General features: G+C 71.4%; 15 protein-coding genes. 9 read left to right on the forward strand and 6 right to left on the reverse strand.

From position 1 onward, the window contains the following. Positions 1 to 44 precede the first annotated feature (44 nt). A complete protein-coding gene (locus ACZ516_RS09400; RefSeq protein ID WP_469009360.1) occupies positions 45 to 971 on the reverse strand; it encodes an SMP-30/gluconolactonase/LRE family protein in 927 nt (308 codons plus the stop codon). 94 nt (positions 972 to 1,065) lie between these two features. On the opposite strand from ACZ516_RS09400, the gene ACZ516_RS09405 reads away from it, so the two are divergent. The 5 genes from ACZ516_RS09405 to ACZ516_RS09425 all read left to right on the forward strand — a co-directional run bounded on the left by ACZ516_RS09405 (position 1,066) and on the right by ACZ516_RS09425 (position 7,752). After that, positions 1,066 to 1,527 (forward strand): Lrp/AsnC family transcriptional regulator, encoded by a 462-nt coding sequence (locus ACZ516_RS09405; RefSeq protein ID WP_469009630.1) that lies wholly within the window; start codon positions 1,066 to 1,068, stop codon positions 1,525 to 1,527. A 278-nt stretch (positions 1,528 to 1,805) separates the two neighbouring features. Beyond that, positions 1,806 to 3,449 carry an ABC-F family ATP-binding cassette domain-containing protein gene (locus ACZ516_RS09410; protein WP_469009362.1) on the forward strand — a complete coding sequence of 548 codons (1,644 nt, stop codon included), beginning with the start codon at positions 1,806 to 1,808 and terminating at the stop codon, positions 3,447 to 3,449. Positions 3,450 to 3,459: 10 nt separating this feature from the next. Beyond that, the gene (locus tag ACZ516_RS09415) at positions 3,460 to 5,808 is read left to right on the forward strand and encodes an ATP-binding cassette domain-containing protein (RefSeq protein ID WP_469009364.1); all 2,349 of its coding nucleotides are present in this window, start codon (positions 3,460 to 3,462) and stop codon (positions 5,806 to 5,808) included. A 36-nt stretch (positions 5,809 to 5,844) separates the two neighbouring features. Beyond that, positions 5,845 to 6,621: a dimethylargininase gene (ddaH, locus tag ACZ516_RS09420; protein ID WP_469009365.1), complete on the forward strand. Its 777-nt coding sequence runs from the start codon at positions 5,845 to 5,847 to the stop codon at positions 6,619 to 6,621. Between the two features lie 159 nt (positions 6,622 to 6,780). Further along, the gene (locus ACZ516_RS09425) at positions 6,781 to 7,752 is read left to right on the forward strand and encodes an acyl-ACP desaturase (protein ID WP_358698244.1); all 972 of its coding nucleotides are present in this window, start codon (positions 6,781 to 6,783) and stop codon (positions 7,750 to 7,752) included. A gap of 39 nt (positions 7,753 to 7,791) precedes the next feature. On the opposite strand, the gene ACZ516_RS09430 is transcribed toward ACZ516_RS09425, so the two are convergent. Further along, the gene (locus ACZ516_RS09430) at positions 7,792 to 8,058 is read right to left on the reverse strand and encodes a WhiB family transcriptional regulator (protein WP_358584919.1); all 267 of its coding nucleotides are present in this window, start codon (positions 8,056 to 8,058) and stop codon (positions 7,792 to 7,794) included. Between the two features lie 96 nt (positions 8,059 to 8,154). Then, positions 8,155 to 8,952, reverse strand: coding sequence for a VOC family protein (locus ACZ516_RS09435; RefSeq protein ID WP_469009366.1), 798 nt, complete (start codon positions 8,950 to 8,952; stop codon positions 8,155 to 8,157). Between the two features lie 405 nt (positions 8,953 to 9,357). Here ACZ516_RS09435 and ACZ516_RS09440 point away from each other — a divergent pair, with 405 nt between their 5' ends. Further along, on the forward strand, positions 9,358 to 10,599 hold the full coding sequence (locus tag ACZ516_RS09440) for a glycoside hydrolase family 64 protein (RefSeq protein WP_469009367.1): 1,242 nt from the start codon (positions 9,358 to 9,360) through the stop codon (positions 10,597 to 10,599). 57 nt (positions 10,600 to 10,656) lie between these two features. On the opposite strand, the gene ACZ516_RS09445 is transcribed toward ACZ516_RS09440, so the two are convergent. The 3 genes from ACZ516_RS09445 to ligD all read right to left on the reverse strand — a co-directional run bounded on the left by ACZ516_RS09445 (position 10,657) and on the right by ligD (position 14,131). Further along, positions 10,657 to 11,688: a LacI family DNA-binding transcriptional regulator gene (locus tag ACZ516_RS09445; protein ID WP_469009368.1), complete on the reverse strand. Its 1,032-nt coding sequence runs from the start codon at positions 11,686 to 11,688 to the stop codon at positions 10,657 to 10,659. 123 nt (positions 11,689 to 11,811) lie between these two features. Next, complete coding sequence (locus tag ACZ516_RS09450) at positions 11,812 to 12,972, reverse strand: serine hydrolase domain-containing protein (RefSeq protein ID WP_469009369.1); 1,161 nt, start codon at positions 12,970 to 12,972, stop codon at positions 11,812 to 11,814. Positions 12,973 to 13,090: 118 nt separating this feature from the next. Continuing rightward, entirely contained in the window at positions 13,091 to 14,131 is a 1,041-nt protein-coding gene (ligD, locus tag ACZ516_RS09455; RefSeq protein WP_469009370.1) for a non-homologous end-joining DNA ligase, read from the reverse strand. A 73-nt stretch (positions 14,132 to 14,204) separates the two neighbouring features. On the opposite strand from ligD, the gene ACZ516_RS09460 reads away from it, so the two are divergent. From ACZ516_RS09460 to ACZ516_RS09470, 3 genes are all read left to right on the forward strand, one after another. Further along, complete coding sequence (locus tag ACZ516_RS09460) at positions 14,205 to 15,275, forward strand: ATP-dependent DNA ligase (RefSeq protein WP_469009372.1); 1,071 nt, start codon at positions 14,205 to 14,207, stop codon at positions 15,273 to 15,275. 264 nt (positions 15,276 to 15,539) lie between these two features. Then, positions 15,540 to 17,333 carry a hydroxysqualene dehydroxylase gene (locus tag ACZ516_RS09465; RefSeq protein ID WP_469009373.1) on the forward strand — a complete coding sequence of 598 codons (1,794 nt, stop codon included), beginning with the start codon at positions 15,540 to 15,542 and terminating at the stop codon, positions 17,331 to 17,333. Between the two features lie 58 nt (positions 17,334 to 17,391). Beyond that, a complete protein-coding gene (locus tag ACZ516_RS09470; protein ID WP_361082302.1) occupies positions 17,392 to 18,324 on the forward strand; it encodes a DUF3048 domain-containing protein in 933 nt (310 codons plus the stop codon). The last annotated feature ends 6 nt before the right edge of the window (positions 18,325 to 18,330 follow it).

Below are 18,330 nucleotides of genomic sequence, written 5' to 3' on the forward strand. Positions count from 1 at the left end.
TTCCTGCTCTTGTTTCCGGTCGGGAGGAGAAGGGTTCCCCCGCGTCAGCACCGTACGCGCGGCAGCCCGGTGACCGCTGTCACCAGCGAGTACAGCGAGGTCGACGCGGTGATGAACAGCCGGTTGTTCTTGGGGCCGCCGAAGGCGATGTTCGAGACGGGCTCGGGGATGTTCAGCCGACCGATGAGCGTCCCGTCCGGGTCGTAGCAGTGCACGCCGCCCGCGATGGCCGCCGCCCACAGCCGGCCCCCGTCGTCGAAGCGAAGGTTGTCGAAGCGGCTGACGCCGTCCGTGGCCTCGGCGAAGACCTCCCCGTCGGACAGGGTCCCGTCCTCGCGCACGTCGAAGACGCGGATGACGCCGCCGCGGGTGTCCGAGACGTACAGCCGCCGCTCGTCGGGCGAGAAGACGAGTCCGTTCGGCGCCTCGAAGCAGTCCGCGACCAGACGCACCTCGCCCGTGCCGGGGTCGATGCGGTAGACGTTGAGACCGTCCTGTTCCCGCTCGGCGCGGTGGCCTTCGTAGTCGCTGGTGATCCCGAAGTCGGGGTCGGAGAACCACACCGAGCCGTCGGAGCGTACGACGGCGTCGTTCGGGCTGTTGAGCCGCTTGCCGGCGTAGCGGTCGGCGAGCACGGTGATGCTGCCGTCGGGCTCGGTGCGGGTGACCCGGCGGTTGCCCTGCTCGCAGGTGATCAGCCGGCCCTCGCGGTCCAGCGTGTTGCCGTTGCTGTGTCCGGCCGGGGAGCGGAAGACGGACACGGCGCCGGTCGCCTCGTCCCAGCGCAGCATCCGGTCGTTGGGGATGTCGCTCCAGACGAGCTGGCGCCAGGCGGGGAGGTAGAGGGGACCTTCGGCCCAGCGGCAGTGGTCGTACAGCTTCTCCAGGCGGTCGTCGCCGTTCGCACACCGCCCGGTGCGGAACCGCTCGTCCAGGATCTCGTACAGCTCGGTGTCGGCAGAACCGGACATGCTTGCTCCCAATTGCTCACACACTGAATGACATTTTGCTTCGTTGGACTATGTCAGAACCGTATATGGTTGCGCCATGGGATCGGGGAACGACGTGGACGACATCGACCGCCAGCTGCTCGCGGTGCTCCAGCAGGACGCGACCACCGCGTACGCCGCGCTCGGCAAGGAGGTCGGCCTGTCGGCGGGGGCCGCCCACGAGCGGGTGCGCAAGCTGCGGGAGCGGGGCGTCATCCGGCGCACCACCATCGACGTGGACCCGGCCGCGCTCGGGCGGGGCGTGCTGGCCTTCGTCATGGTCGAGTCGAACGCCTGGATGGGGGACTCGGCCGAGGCCTTCGCCGCGATCCCCGAGATCCAGGAGGCGCATGTCATCGCGGGCAGCGCCTCGGTCCTGGTGAAGGTGCGCGCGGCGACGACGGAACAGCTCCAGGACGTGCTGCGCAGGCTGTACGCCATCGACGGCGTGAGCGGCACGCAGGCCACCGTGTCGCTGGAGACCTTCTTCGAGCGCCCGGTGCCGCCGGTGCCCCCCGTCCCGCCGGCTTCGCGCTGACGCGGGGCGGCGATAAAACGTTGACAGGGGCCCGTAGGGGTTCCTAACGTGTACCGCGGTTCTGTTGCCGTCGATAGGAGAAGGACGTTGCTCGTCTGAGGTCATGAGACACCGCGTCACGCAGCCTTCGCTGCCGTGCACGCCGTGTGCGACCTCGGCATCCGAGCCGTCCCGTCCCCCCGGCACAGGCCTTTTCCGTTCTTCGGCCTCCCTTCCCGCCGCGGTGTCTCGAACGCGTTGCCCCTGACCGCGCTCCACCACGCAACCGCGAGGCCCGTATGTCTCCTTCCCCCACCTCTCTCAGCTGCTCGTCGCTCACCTTCGCCTGGGCCGACGGGACCAGCGTCTTCGAAGGCCTCCAAGTGGCCTTCGGCCCCGGCCGTACCGGGCTCATCGGCGCCAACGGCTCCGGAAAGTCAACGCTGTTGAAGCTCCTGGCCGGCGAACTGACCCCCACCGACGGTACCGTCAAGGCCCTCGGCGAGGTCGGTTACCTGCCGCAGAACGTCACCCTCGACACCGCGCTGCGCGTCGACGCGGTGCTCGGCATCGCCGCGACGCGCGCCGCCCTGCACGCCATCGAGGCGGGTGACGCGAGCGAGGAACACTTCACGGCCGTCGGTGACGACTGGGACGTCGAGGAGCGGGCCCGCGCCACCCTCGACCAGCTCGGGCTCGGCCACATCGGCCTCGACCGCACCACGGGCGAGGTCTCGGGCGGCGAGTCGGTGCTGCTGCGCCTGGCCGCGCTGCTGCTGCGCCGCCCCGATGTCCTGCTGCTGGACGAGCCGACCAACAACCTTGACCTGTACGCCCGTCGGCGCCTTTATGCGGCCGTCGAGGCCTGGTCCGGGATCCTGGTGGTGGTCAGCCACGACCGCGAACTCCTCGAACTGGTCGACCAGATCGCCGATCTGCGCGACGGCACGGTCAGTTGGTACGGGGGCGGCTTCAGCGCGTACGAAGCGGCCCTCGCCGGCGAACAGGAGGCGGCGGAGCGCATGGTGCGCGTCGCCGAGTCGGACCTGCGCAAGCAGAAGCGCGATCTGGCCGACGCCCAGGTGAAGTTGGCCCGCCGCAAGCGCTACGGGCAGAAGATCCAGGAGAGCAGGAGCCAGCCGAAGATCCTGATGGGCGCCCGCAAGCGCGCCGCCCAGGAGTCGGCGGGCAAGCATCGCGTCATGCACGAGGAGAAGCTCGCCGAGGCCAAGGAGCGTCTCGACGAGGCCGTGGAGGCGGTGCGGGACGACGACGAGATCCGCGTCGACCTGCCGCACACCCTGGTCCACCCGGGCCGCACGGTCCTCACCCTGAGCGGCCTGGAACTGCGCTATGGAGCCCGGGTCCAGGGCGAGTTCGAACTGCGCGGGCCCGAGCGGATCGCGCTGATCGGCCGCAACGGCGCGGGCAAGACGACACTGCTGCGCACCGTCGCCGGCGAGCTGGAAGCGGTCGCCGGCGAGGCGCGGGCGCATGTCCCGATGCGCTTCCTGCCGCAACGCCTCGACGTTCTCGACGACGACCTCACCGTCGCCGAGAACGTGGCCGCGTACGCCCCCGAGGCGACCAGGAACCGTGTCCGGGCACGGCTGGCCCGGTTCCTGTTCAAGGGCGCCAAGGCCGACCAGCGGGCGGCGACCCTCTCCGGCGGCGAGCGGTTTCGCGCGGCGCTCGCGGCACTGCTGCTGGCCGAGCCGGCACCGCAGCTGCTCATGCTCGACGAGCCGACGAACAACCTCGACATGGCGAGCGTGCGGCAGCTCTCGACGGCTCTGGAGTCGTACCAGGGCGCACTGATCGTGGCCAGTCATGATCTGGCGTTCCTGGAGTCCATCGGCATCACCCGGTGGCTCCTGCTGGACGGGGAGCTGACGGAAATCACCCAGGAAAAGAAGACAGAAGCTGTCGGGTATTTTGACTAGCTTCGCGTGTATGCACCAGCACACACGGCACGACACCCCCCAGGACAGGCAGCCCGGCGCCCACGGGCACATCACCCTCTCCGGAGCCCGGGAGAACAACCTCAAGGAGGTGGACCTGCGCATCCCCAAGGGCCGCCTCACGGTCTTCACGGGGGTGTCGGGGTCCGGGAAGTCGTCGGTCGTCTTCGACACGATCGCGGTCGAGTCCCAGCGGCAGCTGAACGAGACCTTCACGTGGTTCGTCCGCAACCGGCTGCCGAAGTACGAGCGGCCGCACGCGGACGCCATCGAGGACCTCTCGCCCGCGATCGTCGTCGACCAGAGGCCGATCGGCGGCAACTCCCGCTCCACCGTGGGCACGATCACGGACGTCTACTCCGTGATCAGGGTGCTCTTCTCCCGGTACGGCACGCCGAGCGCGGGCCCGGCGACGGCGTACTCCTTCAACGACCCGTCGGGCATGTGCCCCGCGTGCGACGGGCTCGGCCGCACCGTGCGGCCCGACTACGACCGCATCATCGACCCCACCAGGTCCCTGGCGGACGGCGCGATCCTCTTCCCGCCGTTCGCCGCCGGGACCTGGCAGGGCCAGACCTACACCAATACCCCCGACCTGGACACGCACAAGCCGGTCGGCGAATTCACCGACGCCGAGCGGGAGTTCCTGCTGCGCGGCGGACGAGGGGCGGGCGGACGAAAGAAGGTCAGCGTCGACAACACCGGCGGCGCCCGGGACATCGACTACGAGGGCCTGGCCGACCGCTTCGAGCGGCTCTACCTCCACCGGGACCTCTCCTCCCTCGCCCAGAAGACCCGGGACATGGTGCGGGGCTTCCTCCACGAGGGCCCCTGCCCGGCCTGCCGGGGCGCCCGGCTCAACCCCGCCGCGCTCGCCACCCGGATCAACGGCCTCGGCATCGCGGACTGCGTCCGCATGGAGGTCACCGACCTCGTCCGGGAGCTGGGGCGCGTCCACGACCCGGTGGCCGGCCCCGTCGCCGCGGCGGCCGTGGCGGCCCTGGAGCGGATCGAGGCGATCGGCCTCGGCTATCTCAGCCTGGACCGCGAGACGTCGACCCTCTCCGGCGGCGAGGGGCAGCGGCTGAAGATGGTGCGCCACCTCAGCTCCAGCCTCACCGGCATGACGTACATCTTCGACGAACCGAGCGTCGGCCTGCACCCACGCGACGTGGGGCGCCTCAACGACCTGCTGCTGCGGCTGCGCGACAAGGGCAACACCGTGCTGGTGGTCGAGCACGACCCGGACGTGATCGCGGTCGCCGACCATGTGGTCGACATGGGTCCGGCGGCCGGCACCGGCGGCGGCCTGGTCGTCTTCGAGGGCACGCCCGACGAGCTGCGCGGGGCGGACACCCTCACCGGCCGCCACCTGCGCCGCGTCAGGGGCGTCAAGGACAAGCCGCGCGAGGCGACCGGCGGCCACTGGATCAGGGGCGCCGATCTGCACAACCTCAAGAACGTCAGCGTGCGGATGCCGACCGGGGTGCTCACCGCGGTCACCGGCGTCGCCGGGTCCGGCAAGAGCACGCTGGTGTCGAAGGCGTTCACCGGCGCCCACCCGGACGCCGTGGTCGTCGACCAGTCCTCCATCGGCATCTCGGGCCGCTCGACCCCGGCGACCTACCTCGGGATCATGGACACCGTACGGGGGCTCTTCGCGCGGGAGACGGGCGCGAAGGCCAGCCTGTTCAGCTTCAACTCCCATGGCGCGTGCGAGCTTTGCCGAGGGCGCGGGATCATCTACAGCGATCTCGCGTTCATGGACCCGGTGACCACGACCTGCGAGGCCTGCGAGGGCCGCCGCTTCAAGGAGGAGGTGCTGCGCCTGACCGTCGACGGCCGCTCCGTCGTGGACGTCCTGGAGATGACCGCCGAGCGGGCGCTCGACTTCTTCGCGCGCTTCGAGGACCAAGCGGTACGCCGGCGCCTCGGTGCCCTGCGGGACGTCGGGCTCACCTACCTCACGCTCGGCCAGCCGCTCAGCACCCTGTCCGGCGGCGAGCGCCAGCGCATCAAGCTGGCCACGCAGCTGCACCGCACCGGCACCACGTACGTCCTGGACGAACCGACCACCGGTCTGCACATGGCCGACGTGGACGGACTCCTCGCGTTGCTGGACCGGCTCGTCGACGCCGGGAACACCGTCGTCGTGGTCGAGCACAACCTCGACGTCGTCAAGCACGCGGACTGGGTGATCGACCTCGGCCCCGACGGCGGCAAGCACGGCGGGCGGGTCGTCTTCGAGGGCACCCCGGCGGAGCTGCTGCGGGCCCGCGGGTCGTTCACGGCGGATCACCTCCGAGCCGCTCTGGGCCCGCAGGGGGAGCGCGCTGCATGATGTGCGGCAACGCCCCGCCCTCATGAGGAGTACCCCGTGCACACCAAGAAGGTCCTGATCCGCCGCCCCGGCCCGCGCCTCGCCGAAGGACTGCTCACCCACCTGGAGCGCACCCCGGTCGACGTGGAGCTGGCCCTTCGGCAGTGGGAGGGCTATGTCGCGGCACTGCACGCCCACGGCTGGCAGACGCTGGAGGTGGCGCCCGCCGACGACTGCCCCGACGCCGTGTTCGTGGAGGACGCGGTGGTGGTGTTCCGGAACGTGGCGCTGATCGCCCGGCCGGGGGCCGAGGCCCGGCGGGGCGAGACCGCCGGCGTGGAGGAGGCCGTGGTCCGGCTCGGCTGCTCGGTGAACCAGGTCCGCGAGCCGGGCACGCTCGACGGCGGCGACGTCCTCAAGGTCGGCGACACGATCTACGTGGGGCGGGGCGGCCGGACCAACGCGGAGGGGGTGCGGCAGCTGCGGGCCGTCTTCGAACCGCTCGGCGCCCGCGTGGTGGCCGTCCCGGTCGCCAAGGTCCTGCACCTGAAATCGGCGGTGACGGCCCTGCCCGACGGGACCGTGATCGGGTACGAGCCGCTGGTCGACAGCCCCTCGCTCTTCGCGCCCTTCCTGCCGGTGCCGGAGGAGCCGGGCGCGCACGTGGTGCTGCTCGGGGGTGGGAAGCTGCTGATGGCGGCGAGCGCGCCGAAGAGCGCGGAGCTTTTCGCGGACCTCGGCTTTGACCCGGTTCTGGTGGACATCAGCGAATTCGAGAAGCTCGAAGGCTGTGTGACGTGCCTCTCAGTTCGACTCCGCGAACTGTACGTCTGAGCCGCGAGGGGGCCCGAGCTACGGGGGAGGCGCACGCAGGGGGTGGTTTCGCTGCCTCTTTACGGAGGGTTTAACCTACGGCAACGTAACCTACGACACCGTAGGTAGTGCACCGCTCGCACTGCCCGTAAGCAATCCCCGCCCCCGTATGGAGCACACGTGACGATCACCTCTCCCCACCTCGCCGGCTCGGACAACTGGACCGATGCCCGGCTCCTCCACGCGCTGGAGGAAGTGGTCGAGCAGGAACTGAACCGCCACCTGAAGGTGGCCAAGGACTGGATGCCGCACGAGTACGTGCCGTTCTCCGACGCCCGCAACTTCCCCGGCCTCTTCGAGGACGGCGAGGCGTGGGAGAAGAGCCAGTCCCCCGTCACCGACATCGGGCGCATCGCCCTGGTGGTCAACCTGCTCACCGAGGACAACCTCCCGAGCTACCACCACGAGATCGCCTCCCTCTTCGGCCGGGACGGCGCCTGGGGCACCTGGGTGCACCGCTGGACGGCCGAGGAGGGCCGGCACGGCATCGTGATGCGCGACTACCTCCTCGCCTCGCGCGCCGTCGACCCGGACCAGCTGGAGCGGTTCCGGATGTCGCACATGAGCGAGGGCTTCGAGTCGGACAACCGCCACTCGATGCTGCACTCGGTCGCCTACGTGGCCTTCCAGGAGCTGGCGACCCGCATCTCGCACCGCAACACCGGCCACCAGTCCGGTGACCCGGTCTGCGACCGCATGCTGGCGCGCATCGCCACCGACGAGAACCTCCACATGGTCTTCTACCGGAACCTCCTGAAGGCCGCCTTCGAGCTGGCCCCCGACCTGACGATGCAGGCCGTGCGGGACGTGGTGGTCGACTTCCGCATGCCGGGCCACGGCATTCCCGGCTTCGAGCGGGCCGCCGCCCAGATGGCCATCGGCGAGGTCTACAACCTGCGCATCCACCACGACGACGTGCTCCAGCCCGTGCTGCGCCACCTGAAGGTCCTGGAGATCGACGGCCTCGGCCCCCAGGGCCTGAAGGCCCAGGAGGAGCTGGGCTTCTTCATGGGCGGGCTCGACGCGGAGGCGTCCAAGTTCGACGAGCGGCTCGCGGCGCGCAAGGCGCGCATGGCGGCGCGGGGCGCCTGACGCCCCGCACGCGCGGTGGCGTGCGCCGGACCGGCCGCGTCACCGCGCCCCGGTCCGCGCCCCGGCCGGCACGCGTCTGAGGGCGAACCGCTCCTTCTCGGAGAGGCCGCCCCAGACGCCGAACCGCTCGTCGTTGGCGAGGGCGTACTCCAGGCAGGCCGGGCGCATCTCGCACATCCGGCAGATGTCCTTCGCCTCCCGCACCGAGCTGCCCGGCTCGGGGAAGAAGAAGTCCGCTCCGGTCTGCGCGCACAGCGCCTGCTCCTGCCAGGCGAGTTCGGGCTGGGCCATCGTGTCGATCTGCATGGGCACGATGGTGCCCCGGCGCGCGAAACAAGCGATCAACGAACGATCAACGCGCCGCCGGCCGGCGTTTCCCCGCCACTCTGGTGCCCCGCTCGGCTACGACGCCATCGGCTCGCCGGGAGGGGCCGGCTGGAGCACCGCGAACCGCGCGCCCGCCGGATCCGCGAACTTGGCGAAGCGGCCCACGCCCGCCATCTCCACCGTGTCCATGCGCACCGTGCCGCCCTCCCGCCGGACCTTGGCGACCGCGCCGTCGCAGTCGTCCACCTGGAAGTACGGCAGCCAGTACGCCTCCGACTCGGCGGGGTCGTCGTCGAGGGACGCGATGCCGCCGAACATGTCGTCCGGGGTGCCGTCGGCGGGGTGCACCATCGTGTACGTGCCCGCGGGGGACTCCATCGCGGTGGTCTGCCAGCCGAACACCGAGCCGTAGAACGACGTGGCCGCGGAGGCGTCCGGGGTGTACAGCTCCGTCCAGACGAGACCGCCCGGCTCGTTCACCACGTCGAGCCCCTTGATCTGCCCCTGCTGCCAGACCGAGAAGGGCACACCCGCCGGGTCGGTGAAGCCCGCCATGCGGCCGAGGTCGAGGACGTCCACGACGCCGTGGAGCGTGCTGCCGCCGGCCTGCTCGACCTGCTTGGCCGTGGCGTCCGCGTCCGGCGTGCGGAAGTACAGCGTCCAGGCCGGTGGGGCCTCCTCCGCGAGCATCGCCATGGCGCCGGCGGCGGTCCCGCCGGAGAGCCGGAACTGGCTGTAACCCCCCACTTCCTCGCCGCCCCGCTGGAGCTCCCAGCCGAACAACTCGCGGTAGAAGGCGCTGACGCCGTCCAGGTCGGGGGCGCACATGTCCACCCAGACCGGGGCGCCCGCAGCAAAACGGGAACTGAGCATGATCGACTCCTTCGTCGGATCTCTCCGCCGTCTCTCGTCGGACTTCCCTGCATGTCATCCGACGGACTTCCCTGCTGTCTTCCGACGGACTTCGCCTGTCGTCTTCCTAGGGACTTCCCTGCCGTCTCTCGTAGGGCGCTTCCGCCGTCTCTTCCGAGTCTGGCACCCCCCACTGACAACGCGCCTGTTGTCATTTCCTGGAAGCACGACCCTTTTGAGAGCGCTCTCAGTCATAACTCTTGACGCCGCAACCACCCACCACGACAGTGGTGCACCACTCCCCTACGGCAGTGGCGCATCGGCCCCTACGACAGGGCGCACCGTCCACCACGGCAGTGATGCGTCACCCCCACGCACACGGTTCGAGCACCTCCCCGTAGCCCCCCACCGCGCAGGAGACCTTCCGTGATCTCGCGTCGTACGTTCCTGACCACTACCGCCGCCGGCGCCGCGGGCGCCCTCATCCATCCTGGCCGGGCGGGCGCTCTCGGCCCGCGTGCCGAGGCGGTCGGCAAGGCCGCGCCCGCGACCTGCGAACTCGCCCTGCGGAACAAGTCGCTCCCCGGGCGCGTGCACGCCTACGTCACCGGCCACGAGCAGGGCACCGGCCGCTGGGTGCTGCTCAGGCCCGACGGCGGCGTGTACCGCCCCGACTCGCCGTCCGCGCCGCAGACCCCGCTGCCCGTCGACTGCGCCATCCCTCTGGGCGCCGCCGGTTCGGCGCCCAGAGTGCTGACGCTGCCGCAGATGTACGGCGCCCGCGTCTACTTCGTGCGCGACGCCAAGTTGGACTTCTTCCTCAACCCCGGGCCCGCACTGGTCGAGCCCGCCTTCGCGACCCCCGCGGACCCCAACTACGGCCGCACCTGGTCGTTCTGCGAGTTCACCTTCAACCCCCAGCAGTTGTACGCCAACATCAGCTATGTCGACCTCGTCACGGCGCTGCCCATCGGTCTGACCCTCCAGGGCGATGCCACCCACACCGTCGCCCCGCTCCCCGACGGGGCCGTCGACAGGATCGCCGCCGACCTCACGGCGCAGGCGGCGAGGGACGGGCAGCCGTGGGACAAACTGGTCATCCGGGGGGCCGGCGGCGGCGTCCTGCGGGTGATCTCACCGCAGAACCTCATGGCCCCCTACTTCGACCGGCCCGACCAGATGCCCTTCCGCGACGTGTGGAACGCCTACATCGACCGGGTGTGGGACAAGTACCGCTCCACGGACCTGAGGATCGACCTCCAGGGCGGCCGCGGCGTGTTCACCGGGCGCGTCAGTGGCGACGTACTGACGTTCAACGGCGGCCACTCCTTCGCCAGGCCGACGTCGAAGGACATCTTCACCTGCAATCACGGCCCCTTCGCCAACAATCCGGGCGACCCGGACGACAAGAAGGGCCTCCTCGCGCGGCTCGCGGCCGGGTTCAACCGCAGCATCATGCTGACCCACCCCACGCAGCCGGGCGGCGCGACCGCCGCCGACTACTACCGGGGCGAGGTGACCAACCACTGGGCACGGGTGGTGCACGCCAACTCCCCCATCGGCTACGCCTTTCCCTACGACGACGTGCGGCCCGACGGGCAGCCGGACGTCTCGGGTGCCGCGCACGACGGCAATCCTCGGCGGTTCACGGTGAGCGTGGGATCCTGACCGACCGCATGCCCCCTGTGTGGTCCTGCCCGGTGTGGTTCGCCCCGGTACGGTCCCTCAGGCCGAGGCCCTGCGCACCAGCGCGGTCGGCAGGACCACACCGGAGGGCTCGGCGGCCGGGTCCTCCCCTTCCCTGCCGCGCAGCAGCATCCGCGCCATCAACCGGCCCATGCCCTCGATGTCCTGACGGACCGTCGTCAGCGGCGGCTCGGTCTGTTCGGCCACCGGCAGCATGTCGTCGAAGCCGACCACCGCGACGTCGTCCGGCACCCTTTTGCCCCGCACCCGCAGCACCCGCAGGGCGCCGGACGCGGACAGGTCGTTGGCCGCGAAGACCGCGTCCAACTCTGGTAACCGGTCCAGCAGTTCGCGCATGGCGCGCTCTCCTCCGGCGGGTGTGAAGTCCCCCTCGGCGATCAGCCGTGGGTCCGCCTCACCGAGGACGTCCCGGTAGCCGTCGAGCCGGTCGACCGCAGAGGTCTGGTCGAGGGGGCCGGTGATGTGCGCGACGCGGCCGCGGCCGAGGCCCACCAGGTGCCGCACCGCCTCGCGCGCGCCACCGCGGTTGTCGCTGTCCACGTACGAGGTGCTCGGCTCGCCCGGTGCCGGCTGGGGCCAGCCGGGGCGCCCGCCGAACACGGTCGGCACCCCGGCCCGCCGGATGATGCCGGGCAGCGGGTCGTCGAGGTGCAGCGAGAAGGCGAGGGCGCCGTCGACGTGCCCGCCCGCGAGATAGCGGCCGACCCGTTCGTGGTCATCACGCCCCTCTGTGAGCAGCAGCACGAGCTGGACGTCATGTTCCGTCAGTTCCTTACTGATGCCGCGCAGTTGGAGGGCGAAGAACGGATCGGCGAAGACCCGTGTCTCCGGTTCGGCGATCACCACGGCGACGGCGTCGTGGCGCCGGGTGACCAGGCTGCGGGCGGCGCGGTTGGGGACGTAGCCGAGTTCGGCGACCGCGTGCCGCACCTTCTCGGCGAGCCTCTCCCGCACTCCCGGGTCGCCGTTGACGACACGGGACACGGTGGCCCTGGAGACCCCGGCACGGGCGGCCACGGCCTCCAGGGTGGGACGCGGTTCCTCGGTCACCTTCGCTCACTCCTCCCTGACGGTGTCAGGGAGCATCCTCGCGCATGGACCCGGCCCGCTCCCCGGCGAGGGGGTCGCCGCCCCGCGCGCCCGGACTGGTGCCGGATACCGGCCCGTCGGCGTTCAGGTGGCGCTCCGGCGGCAGAACTCCGCGCCGAGCAAGTCGGTGAAGACACCGATGGGATCGTCCCAACCACCCTCGCACCAGTCACCGTTGACGTTGGCGGTGACCGTCTTCGCGCCGTCGCGAGCCCCGTACGCGTAGGACCACGATCCGAAGAGCGCGCCCCCCATGCCCCAGACCGTTTCCCCGCACGGCAGTCGCACCGAGGAGACGCCGAGGCCGTAGGCGGCGTCGGGTATCCAGTCGCGGGTGGGCACGGTGGTGAACATGTCGCGTTGCTGGTCCGCCGGCAGGATCCGGCCGCCCAGCAGGGCGCCGAAGAAGCGGTTCAGGTCCCCGGCGGTGGAGATCATGCCGCCGGCCGCCCAGAACATGGACGAGTCGAACTCGGTCGCGTCGTGGACCGGCGCGCCGGGGTCGGTCCGGAACAGCTTGGTGTAGTGCCGGGAGTGCGGCCCGTGGATCGTAGGGTCGCTGCCGCGCGGCAGGTACGTCCCCGCCAGACCGAGTGGGCGGGAGATCCGCTCGGTGATCTCCTCGGCGAGCGCGCGGCCGGTGACCCGTTCGATGACCAGGCCGGCGAGGACGTAGTTGGTGTTGGAGTAAGCCCAGCCCGACCCCGGCGGGAACGCGGCCGGACGGGACAAGGCGATCTGTGTCAGCGTCTCGGGCGGGTGTGTCTCGTGACGGTTCAGGGCTTCCTGGTCATCGGTGTAGTTGAAGATCCCGCTGGTGTGGTTGAGCAGCATCCTGATGCTCACCCGGGCACCGTCGTGGTGCGGACCATGGACCACGCCGGGCAGCCACTCCTCCACGGTGTCGTCCAGACTCAGCCTGTCTTCGGCCGCCAGTCGCAGCACCACGGTGGCCACGAACGTCTTGCTGATGCTGCCGATGCGGAACCGGTCCTGCCGCGAACGCTCGCGGCCGGTTCCGGTGTCGGCCACTCCCGCCGTCCCGAACCACTGCCGGTCGCCGTCGCGGACCTCGGCGAGAATGCCGGGCAGGCCGCCTCGGGTCACGGCCTGCCCGAGTAATCGCCGGATCGCCTCGTGTCCCTCGGCCCCTGAAGCGGGCGCGGACCCGGATATCGCGCCCCCCGCTTCGTCCGGTTCGGTGCCGGGTCGACCGCTGTCCGTGTGGGCGGTGTGTTCGTGCATACGGGCCTCCTCGTCGCGAGTAACCCGCAATGTAGCCGCCCGGCCCCGCGCCACAGCACGTTTCGCCGGCCCACGGTCTCGCTCCAGGCGCTGCCCCCCCCTCGCGCCCGACCGGGGTCTACTCCCCGTGCTCGTCCCGCTTGGCGCGGCTCGGCTGTACGCGCTTGGGCTCGCCCGGCATCTTCGGGTACTCCGGTGGGTAGGGCAGGTCGCCGAGCGCGTGGTCCCGTTCGTCCTTGTCGGCGAGGTCCAGCAGGGCCCGGAGGGAGTAGGCCCGGTCCTCCATGCGGGCGTGGACGTCGCCGGTCTTCGCGAAGCGTTCGGGCATGGTGGCGATGTCGAAGTCCTCGGGCGTCGCGTCGTCCACCTCGTCCCAGCGCAGCGGCGCGGAGACCGGGGCGTGCGGGCGGGCGCGGATCGAGTAGGCGGAGGCGATGGTGCGGTCCCTGGCCGTCTGGTTGTAGTCCACGAAGATCCGGGGGCCGCGCTCCTCCTTCCACCACGCCGTGGTCACCTGATCCGGCATCCGGCGCTCCAGCTCCCGCCCGCAGGCGATCGCCGCGCGCCGCACCTGGGTGAAGGTCCAGCGCGGCTCGATGGGCACGAACACGTGCATGCCGCGTCCGCCGGACGTCTTGGGCCAGCCGACCAGGCCGCCGAACTCATCGAGTACGGCGCGCAGTTCGTGGGCGGCGCGCACCGCGTCGGCGTAGTCGGTGCCGGGTTGCGGGTCGAGGTCGATGCGCAGTTCGTCGGGGTGGTCGAGGTCGTCGCGCCGGACCGGCCAGGGGTGGAAGGTGAGGGTGTTGTACTGCGCAGCCCAGATGACGGCGGCCACCTCCGTGGGGCACATCTCGTCGGCGGTGCGGCCGCTGGGGAAGGTGATGGTGGCGGTGGGGATCCAGTCGGGATGGTTCTTCGGGGCCCGCTTCTGGTAGAAGAACTCGCCGGCCGCCCCGTCCGGGTAGCGCTGGAGGGTGGTGGGCCGGTTCCGGAGCGCGCGCAGGATGCCGGGGCCGACGGCGACGAGGTACCGGGCGACGTCCAGCTTGGTGAAGCCCCGCTCGGGGAAGACCACCCGGTCGGGGCTGGACAGGCGTACCGTCCGCTCCCCCGTGTCGATCTCGACGGCCGCGCTCTTGCCCTTGGCTTCACCCATGGAGCCACGCTAAACGGCACGGACATTCACCGCACACCGGGCGGTATGGAGCGGATCGCCGCAGAATCGGAGCATGGACCTGCCGGTGATGCCCCCCGTGAAGCCCATGCTCGCCAAGCCCGTGGCGAAGATCCCGCCCGGGATGCAGTACGAGGCCAAGTGGGACGGATTTCGCGCGATCGTCTTCCGGGACGGGGGCGACATCGAGATCGGCAGCCGTACGGGCAAGCCCCTCACCCGCTACTTCCCCGAGCTGGTCGCGGCGCTGCGGGAGCGGCTGCCGGGGCGTTGCGTGCTCGACGGGGAGATCGTCATCGCCCGGGACGGGCACCTGGACTTCGACGCGCTCACCGAGCGCATCCATCCGGCGGCCTCGCGCGTGGCGACGCTGGCCGAGCGCACCCCCGCCTCCCTCGTCGCCTTCGACCTGCTGGCCCTCGCGGAGAAGTCCCTGCTCGCCACTCCCCTGGCCGAACGCCGCGAACGCCTGGTCACGGCCCTGTCCGGGGTGAGCGCGCCCGTCCATGTGGCGCCGGCGACCACGGACACGGAGGTGGCGCTGCGCTGGTTCGAGCAGTACGAGGGCGCGGGTCTCGACGGTGTCGTCGCCAAGCCGCTCGATCTGCTCTACCGCCAGGACGAGCGCGTCATGTTCAAGGTCAAGCACGAGCGCACCGCGGACTGCGTGGTCGCCGGCTACCGCTTCCACAAGAGCGGCCCCGTCGTCGGCTCGCTCCTCCTCGGCCTGTACGACGGCGCCGGCTCCCTGCAGCACGTCGGCGTCGCGGCGGCGTTCACCATGAAGCGGCGCGCGGAACTCGTCGAGGAGCTGGAGCCGCTGCGGATGGGGACCGCCGAGGGGCATCCGTGGGCGGCCTGGGGGGACGAGGCGGCGCACGAGACGGCGCGGCTGCCGGGGGCGCCGAGCCGCTGGTCGGGGAAGAAGGACCTGTCGTGGGTGCCGGTGCGCCCGGAGCGGGTCTGCGAGGTGGCGTACGACCACATGGAGGGCGGGCGGCGCTTTCGCCACACGGCGCGCTTTCGCACCTGGCGCCCCGACCGCGACCCGCACAGCTGCACGTACGCCCAGCTGGAGGAGCCGGTGCGCTACTCCCTCGCCGACGTCCTCGGACCCCCGGCCTGACGAGCCCCGCGGTGCCCCGGCGCCATGACCAGGCCAAGGGCGGAGCCCCCTGGCTCCGTAACCACCCAACAGGCGGCGCCCCGGCACCGTAACCACACCCACAGGCGGCGCCCCGGTACCGTAACAACCACACCCATAGGCGGCGCCCCGGCACCTTAATCGCGCCAATGTTCGACACGACATCCCGGCATCTTCCGCCTCCCCCGCCGCGCCCCTATGCTCCTGCGCCTGACACGTCAGTTACCGACGGTAAGGGGGGCGGGCATGGGGCGCTGTGGTGCCGGGGGAAGCACGCGAAGAGGGTTCGTCGCGGGGGCGGCGGCGGTCGGCGGAGCGGCCGCGCTGGGTGCGGGAGCGGGCGCGCTGCCCGCGGCGGCCGCCGCACCGGAAGGGCCGCGTCAGGAGCAGTCCGTGGCCGTCCTCGGTGGCGGTGTCGCCGGGCTGACGGCCGCTCACGAGCTGGCCGAACGCGGCTTCGCCGTCACGGTGTACGAACGCAGGGCACTCGGCGGCAAGGCCCGCAGCATGGACGTACCCGACAGCGCGAAGGGCAACCGAAGGCCGCTGCCGGGTGAGCACGGCTTCCGCTTCATCCCGGGAATCTACCACAACCTGCCCGACACGATGCGCCGCATCCCCTTCCCCGGCAACGCCAACGGCGTGTGGGACAACCTCGTGGCACCGCGCGAGATGGCGTTCGCGCGCACCGGCCGCGAGGACCTCCGCATGCCGATCCCGTGGCCCGGCCACGAGCCCGAGAAGCTCACCCTCGACGACATCGCGCGGGCGCTCACCGCGCTGCTCGACACCGCGCTCCATCTGCCGGCCCACGAGGTCGCGTACTTCGTGAACCGCGCGCTGGTCTACCTCACCAGCTGCGACGAGCGCCGCGACGACCACTGGGAGGCGACGCCCTGGTGGGACTTCGTGCGCGCCGAGAGGATGTCGAAGGACTATCAGCGGATCCTCGCGATCGGTGTCACCCGCAACATCGTGGCGACGAAGGCCGAGGAGGCGAGCACCCGCACGGTGGGCACCCTCGGCGAGGCCTTCGTCCTCAACGCGCTCGGCCGCGGCGCCGACGGCCCGCCCGACCGGCTCCTGAACGCGCCCACCAACGAGGCCTGGATCGACCCGTGGGTGACGCACCTGAAGTCGCTCGGCGTGCGGTTCCGCATCGGCTGGACCGTGCGGGAGCTGGCGTTCGGCGGCGGCCGCGTCACCAAGACGGTGATCGAGGACCCCGACGGCGTACGGCGTGACATCACCGCCGACCACTATGTGCAGGCCATGCCGGTGGAACACGCGCGCAGGACGTGGAGCGCCGCGATGAAGGCGGCCGACCCGCAGTTGGCGCGCTGCGACAAGCTGCAGACCGACTGGATGACGGGCATCCAGTTCTATCTGACCGAGCGACCGCCGCTCGTGAAGGGCCACTTCAACTGCATCGACTCCCCCTGGTCACTGACCGGTATCGCGCAGGCGGCCCACTGGCCCGCGCGGGACTTCCCCGCCGACTACGGCGACGGGGTCGCGGTCGACTGCCTGTCGGTGGACATCTCCGAGTGGGACAAGCCGGGCGTGCTGTACGGCAAGACGGCCAAGCAGTGCACCCGCGAGGAGGTCGCCAAGGAGGTGTGGGCGCAGCTCAAGGCCGCGCTGAACGACACCGGCAGGACGGTCCTGAGCGACGGCAAGCTGCACTCGTGGTTCCTCGACCCGGGCGTCGACGGCCTCGGCACGCCGAACCCCACCAACGAGGACCAGCTCCTCATCCACCCGGTCGGCACCCTGCACAACCGGCCCTCGGCCGCGACGAGGATCCCCAACCTCTTCCTCTGCGGCGACTACGTGTCCGTGGACATCGACCTGGCCACGATGGAGGGCGCCAACGCCTCCGCCCGCCAGGCGGTCAACGCGCTGCTGGAGCGGGTGGGTTCCGACCACACGCCGTGCACGGTGACGCCGCTCTTCCGCCCCCCGGCGCTCGAGTCGGCCAAGCGCCACGACCGCGTCCGCTACCGGCTCGGGCTGCGCAACGCCCTCGACCTGGGGTGAGCGCGCAGGGTATGCCCTGCGCGGGCTGCATCCGGTGCGCGCGGGGTATGACGTACCCATGAGACGGCGGATACGGACGCGCGTGGGTGCCGGGGCGGTGGTGCTCGCCGCCCTGGTGGCGGGCTGCACGGTGCGGCCCGACGGGACGGGGCCGTCCGCGGGCGGCCCCGGTGGCGGCGGCACCGTCCTCGCCGTGAAGATCGACAACGTCCGTCCGGCGCGCCCGCAGACCGGTCTGGACGCCGCGGACATCGTCTACGTCGAGCAGGTGGAGGCGGGGCTGAGCCGGCTGATGGCGGTCTACGCCTCCCGCCTGCCGCCCGTGATCGGCCCGGTGCGCAGCGCGCGCGAGACGGATCTCGAACTGCTGCGGCAGTTCGACCGGCCCGTGCTCGCCTTCTCGGGGGCGCAGTCGAAGCTGCTGCCGTTGATCGCCGGCGCGCCCGTGCGGGCCCTGCCGCCCGGCAAGGCGCCTGGGGACGCCTATTACCGGGACGGCGGGCGGGCCGCGCCGCACAACCTCTTCGTACGCCCGAAGGCGCTGAAGGCCGCCCCGCGCGCGGGCGCCCTGGAGAGCACCGGGTTCCGGTTCGGGCCGCGCCCGGCGGGCGGCACCCGGCAGACGCACCGGACGGTCCGCTTCCCCGCGGCGCGCTTCGCCTTCGACTGGGTCGAGTACGAGGGCCGTTGGCGCGTCACGATGGACGGCGAGCGGGCGCGCGCCTCCGGGGGCAAGGAGCTGCGCGCGGCCACGGTCGTCGTGCAGTACGTGAAGGTGCGCCCTTCCGCCTTCCACGACCGCGCGGGCAGCGTCACCCCGTTCACCCAGACGGTGGGCGAGGGGACGGCACGCGTGCTGCGGGACGGACGTTCCTACGAGGCCCGCTGGCGGCGCCCGTCGGCCGCGGACGGCACCCGGTTCACGACCCCCGACGGCAGGCCGCTGCCGTTCGCCGAGGGCCAGGTGTGGGTGGTGTACGCGAAGGCGTGAGGGCCG

The sequence above is a fragment of the Streptomyces sp. NPDC034037 genome (assembly GCF_055575715.1).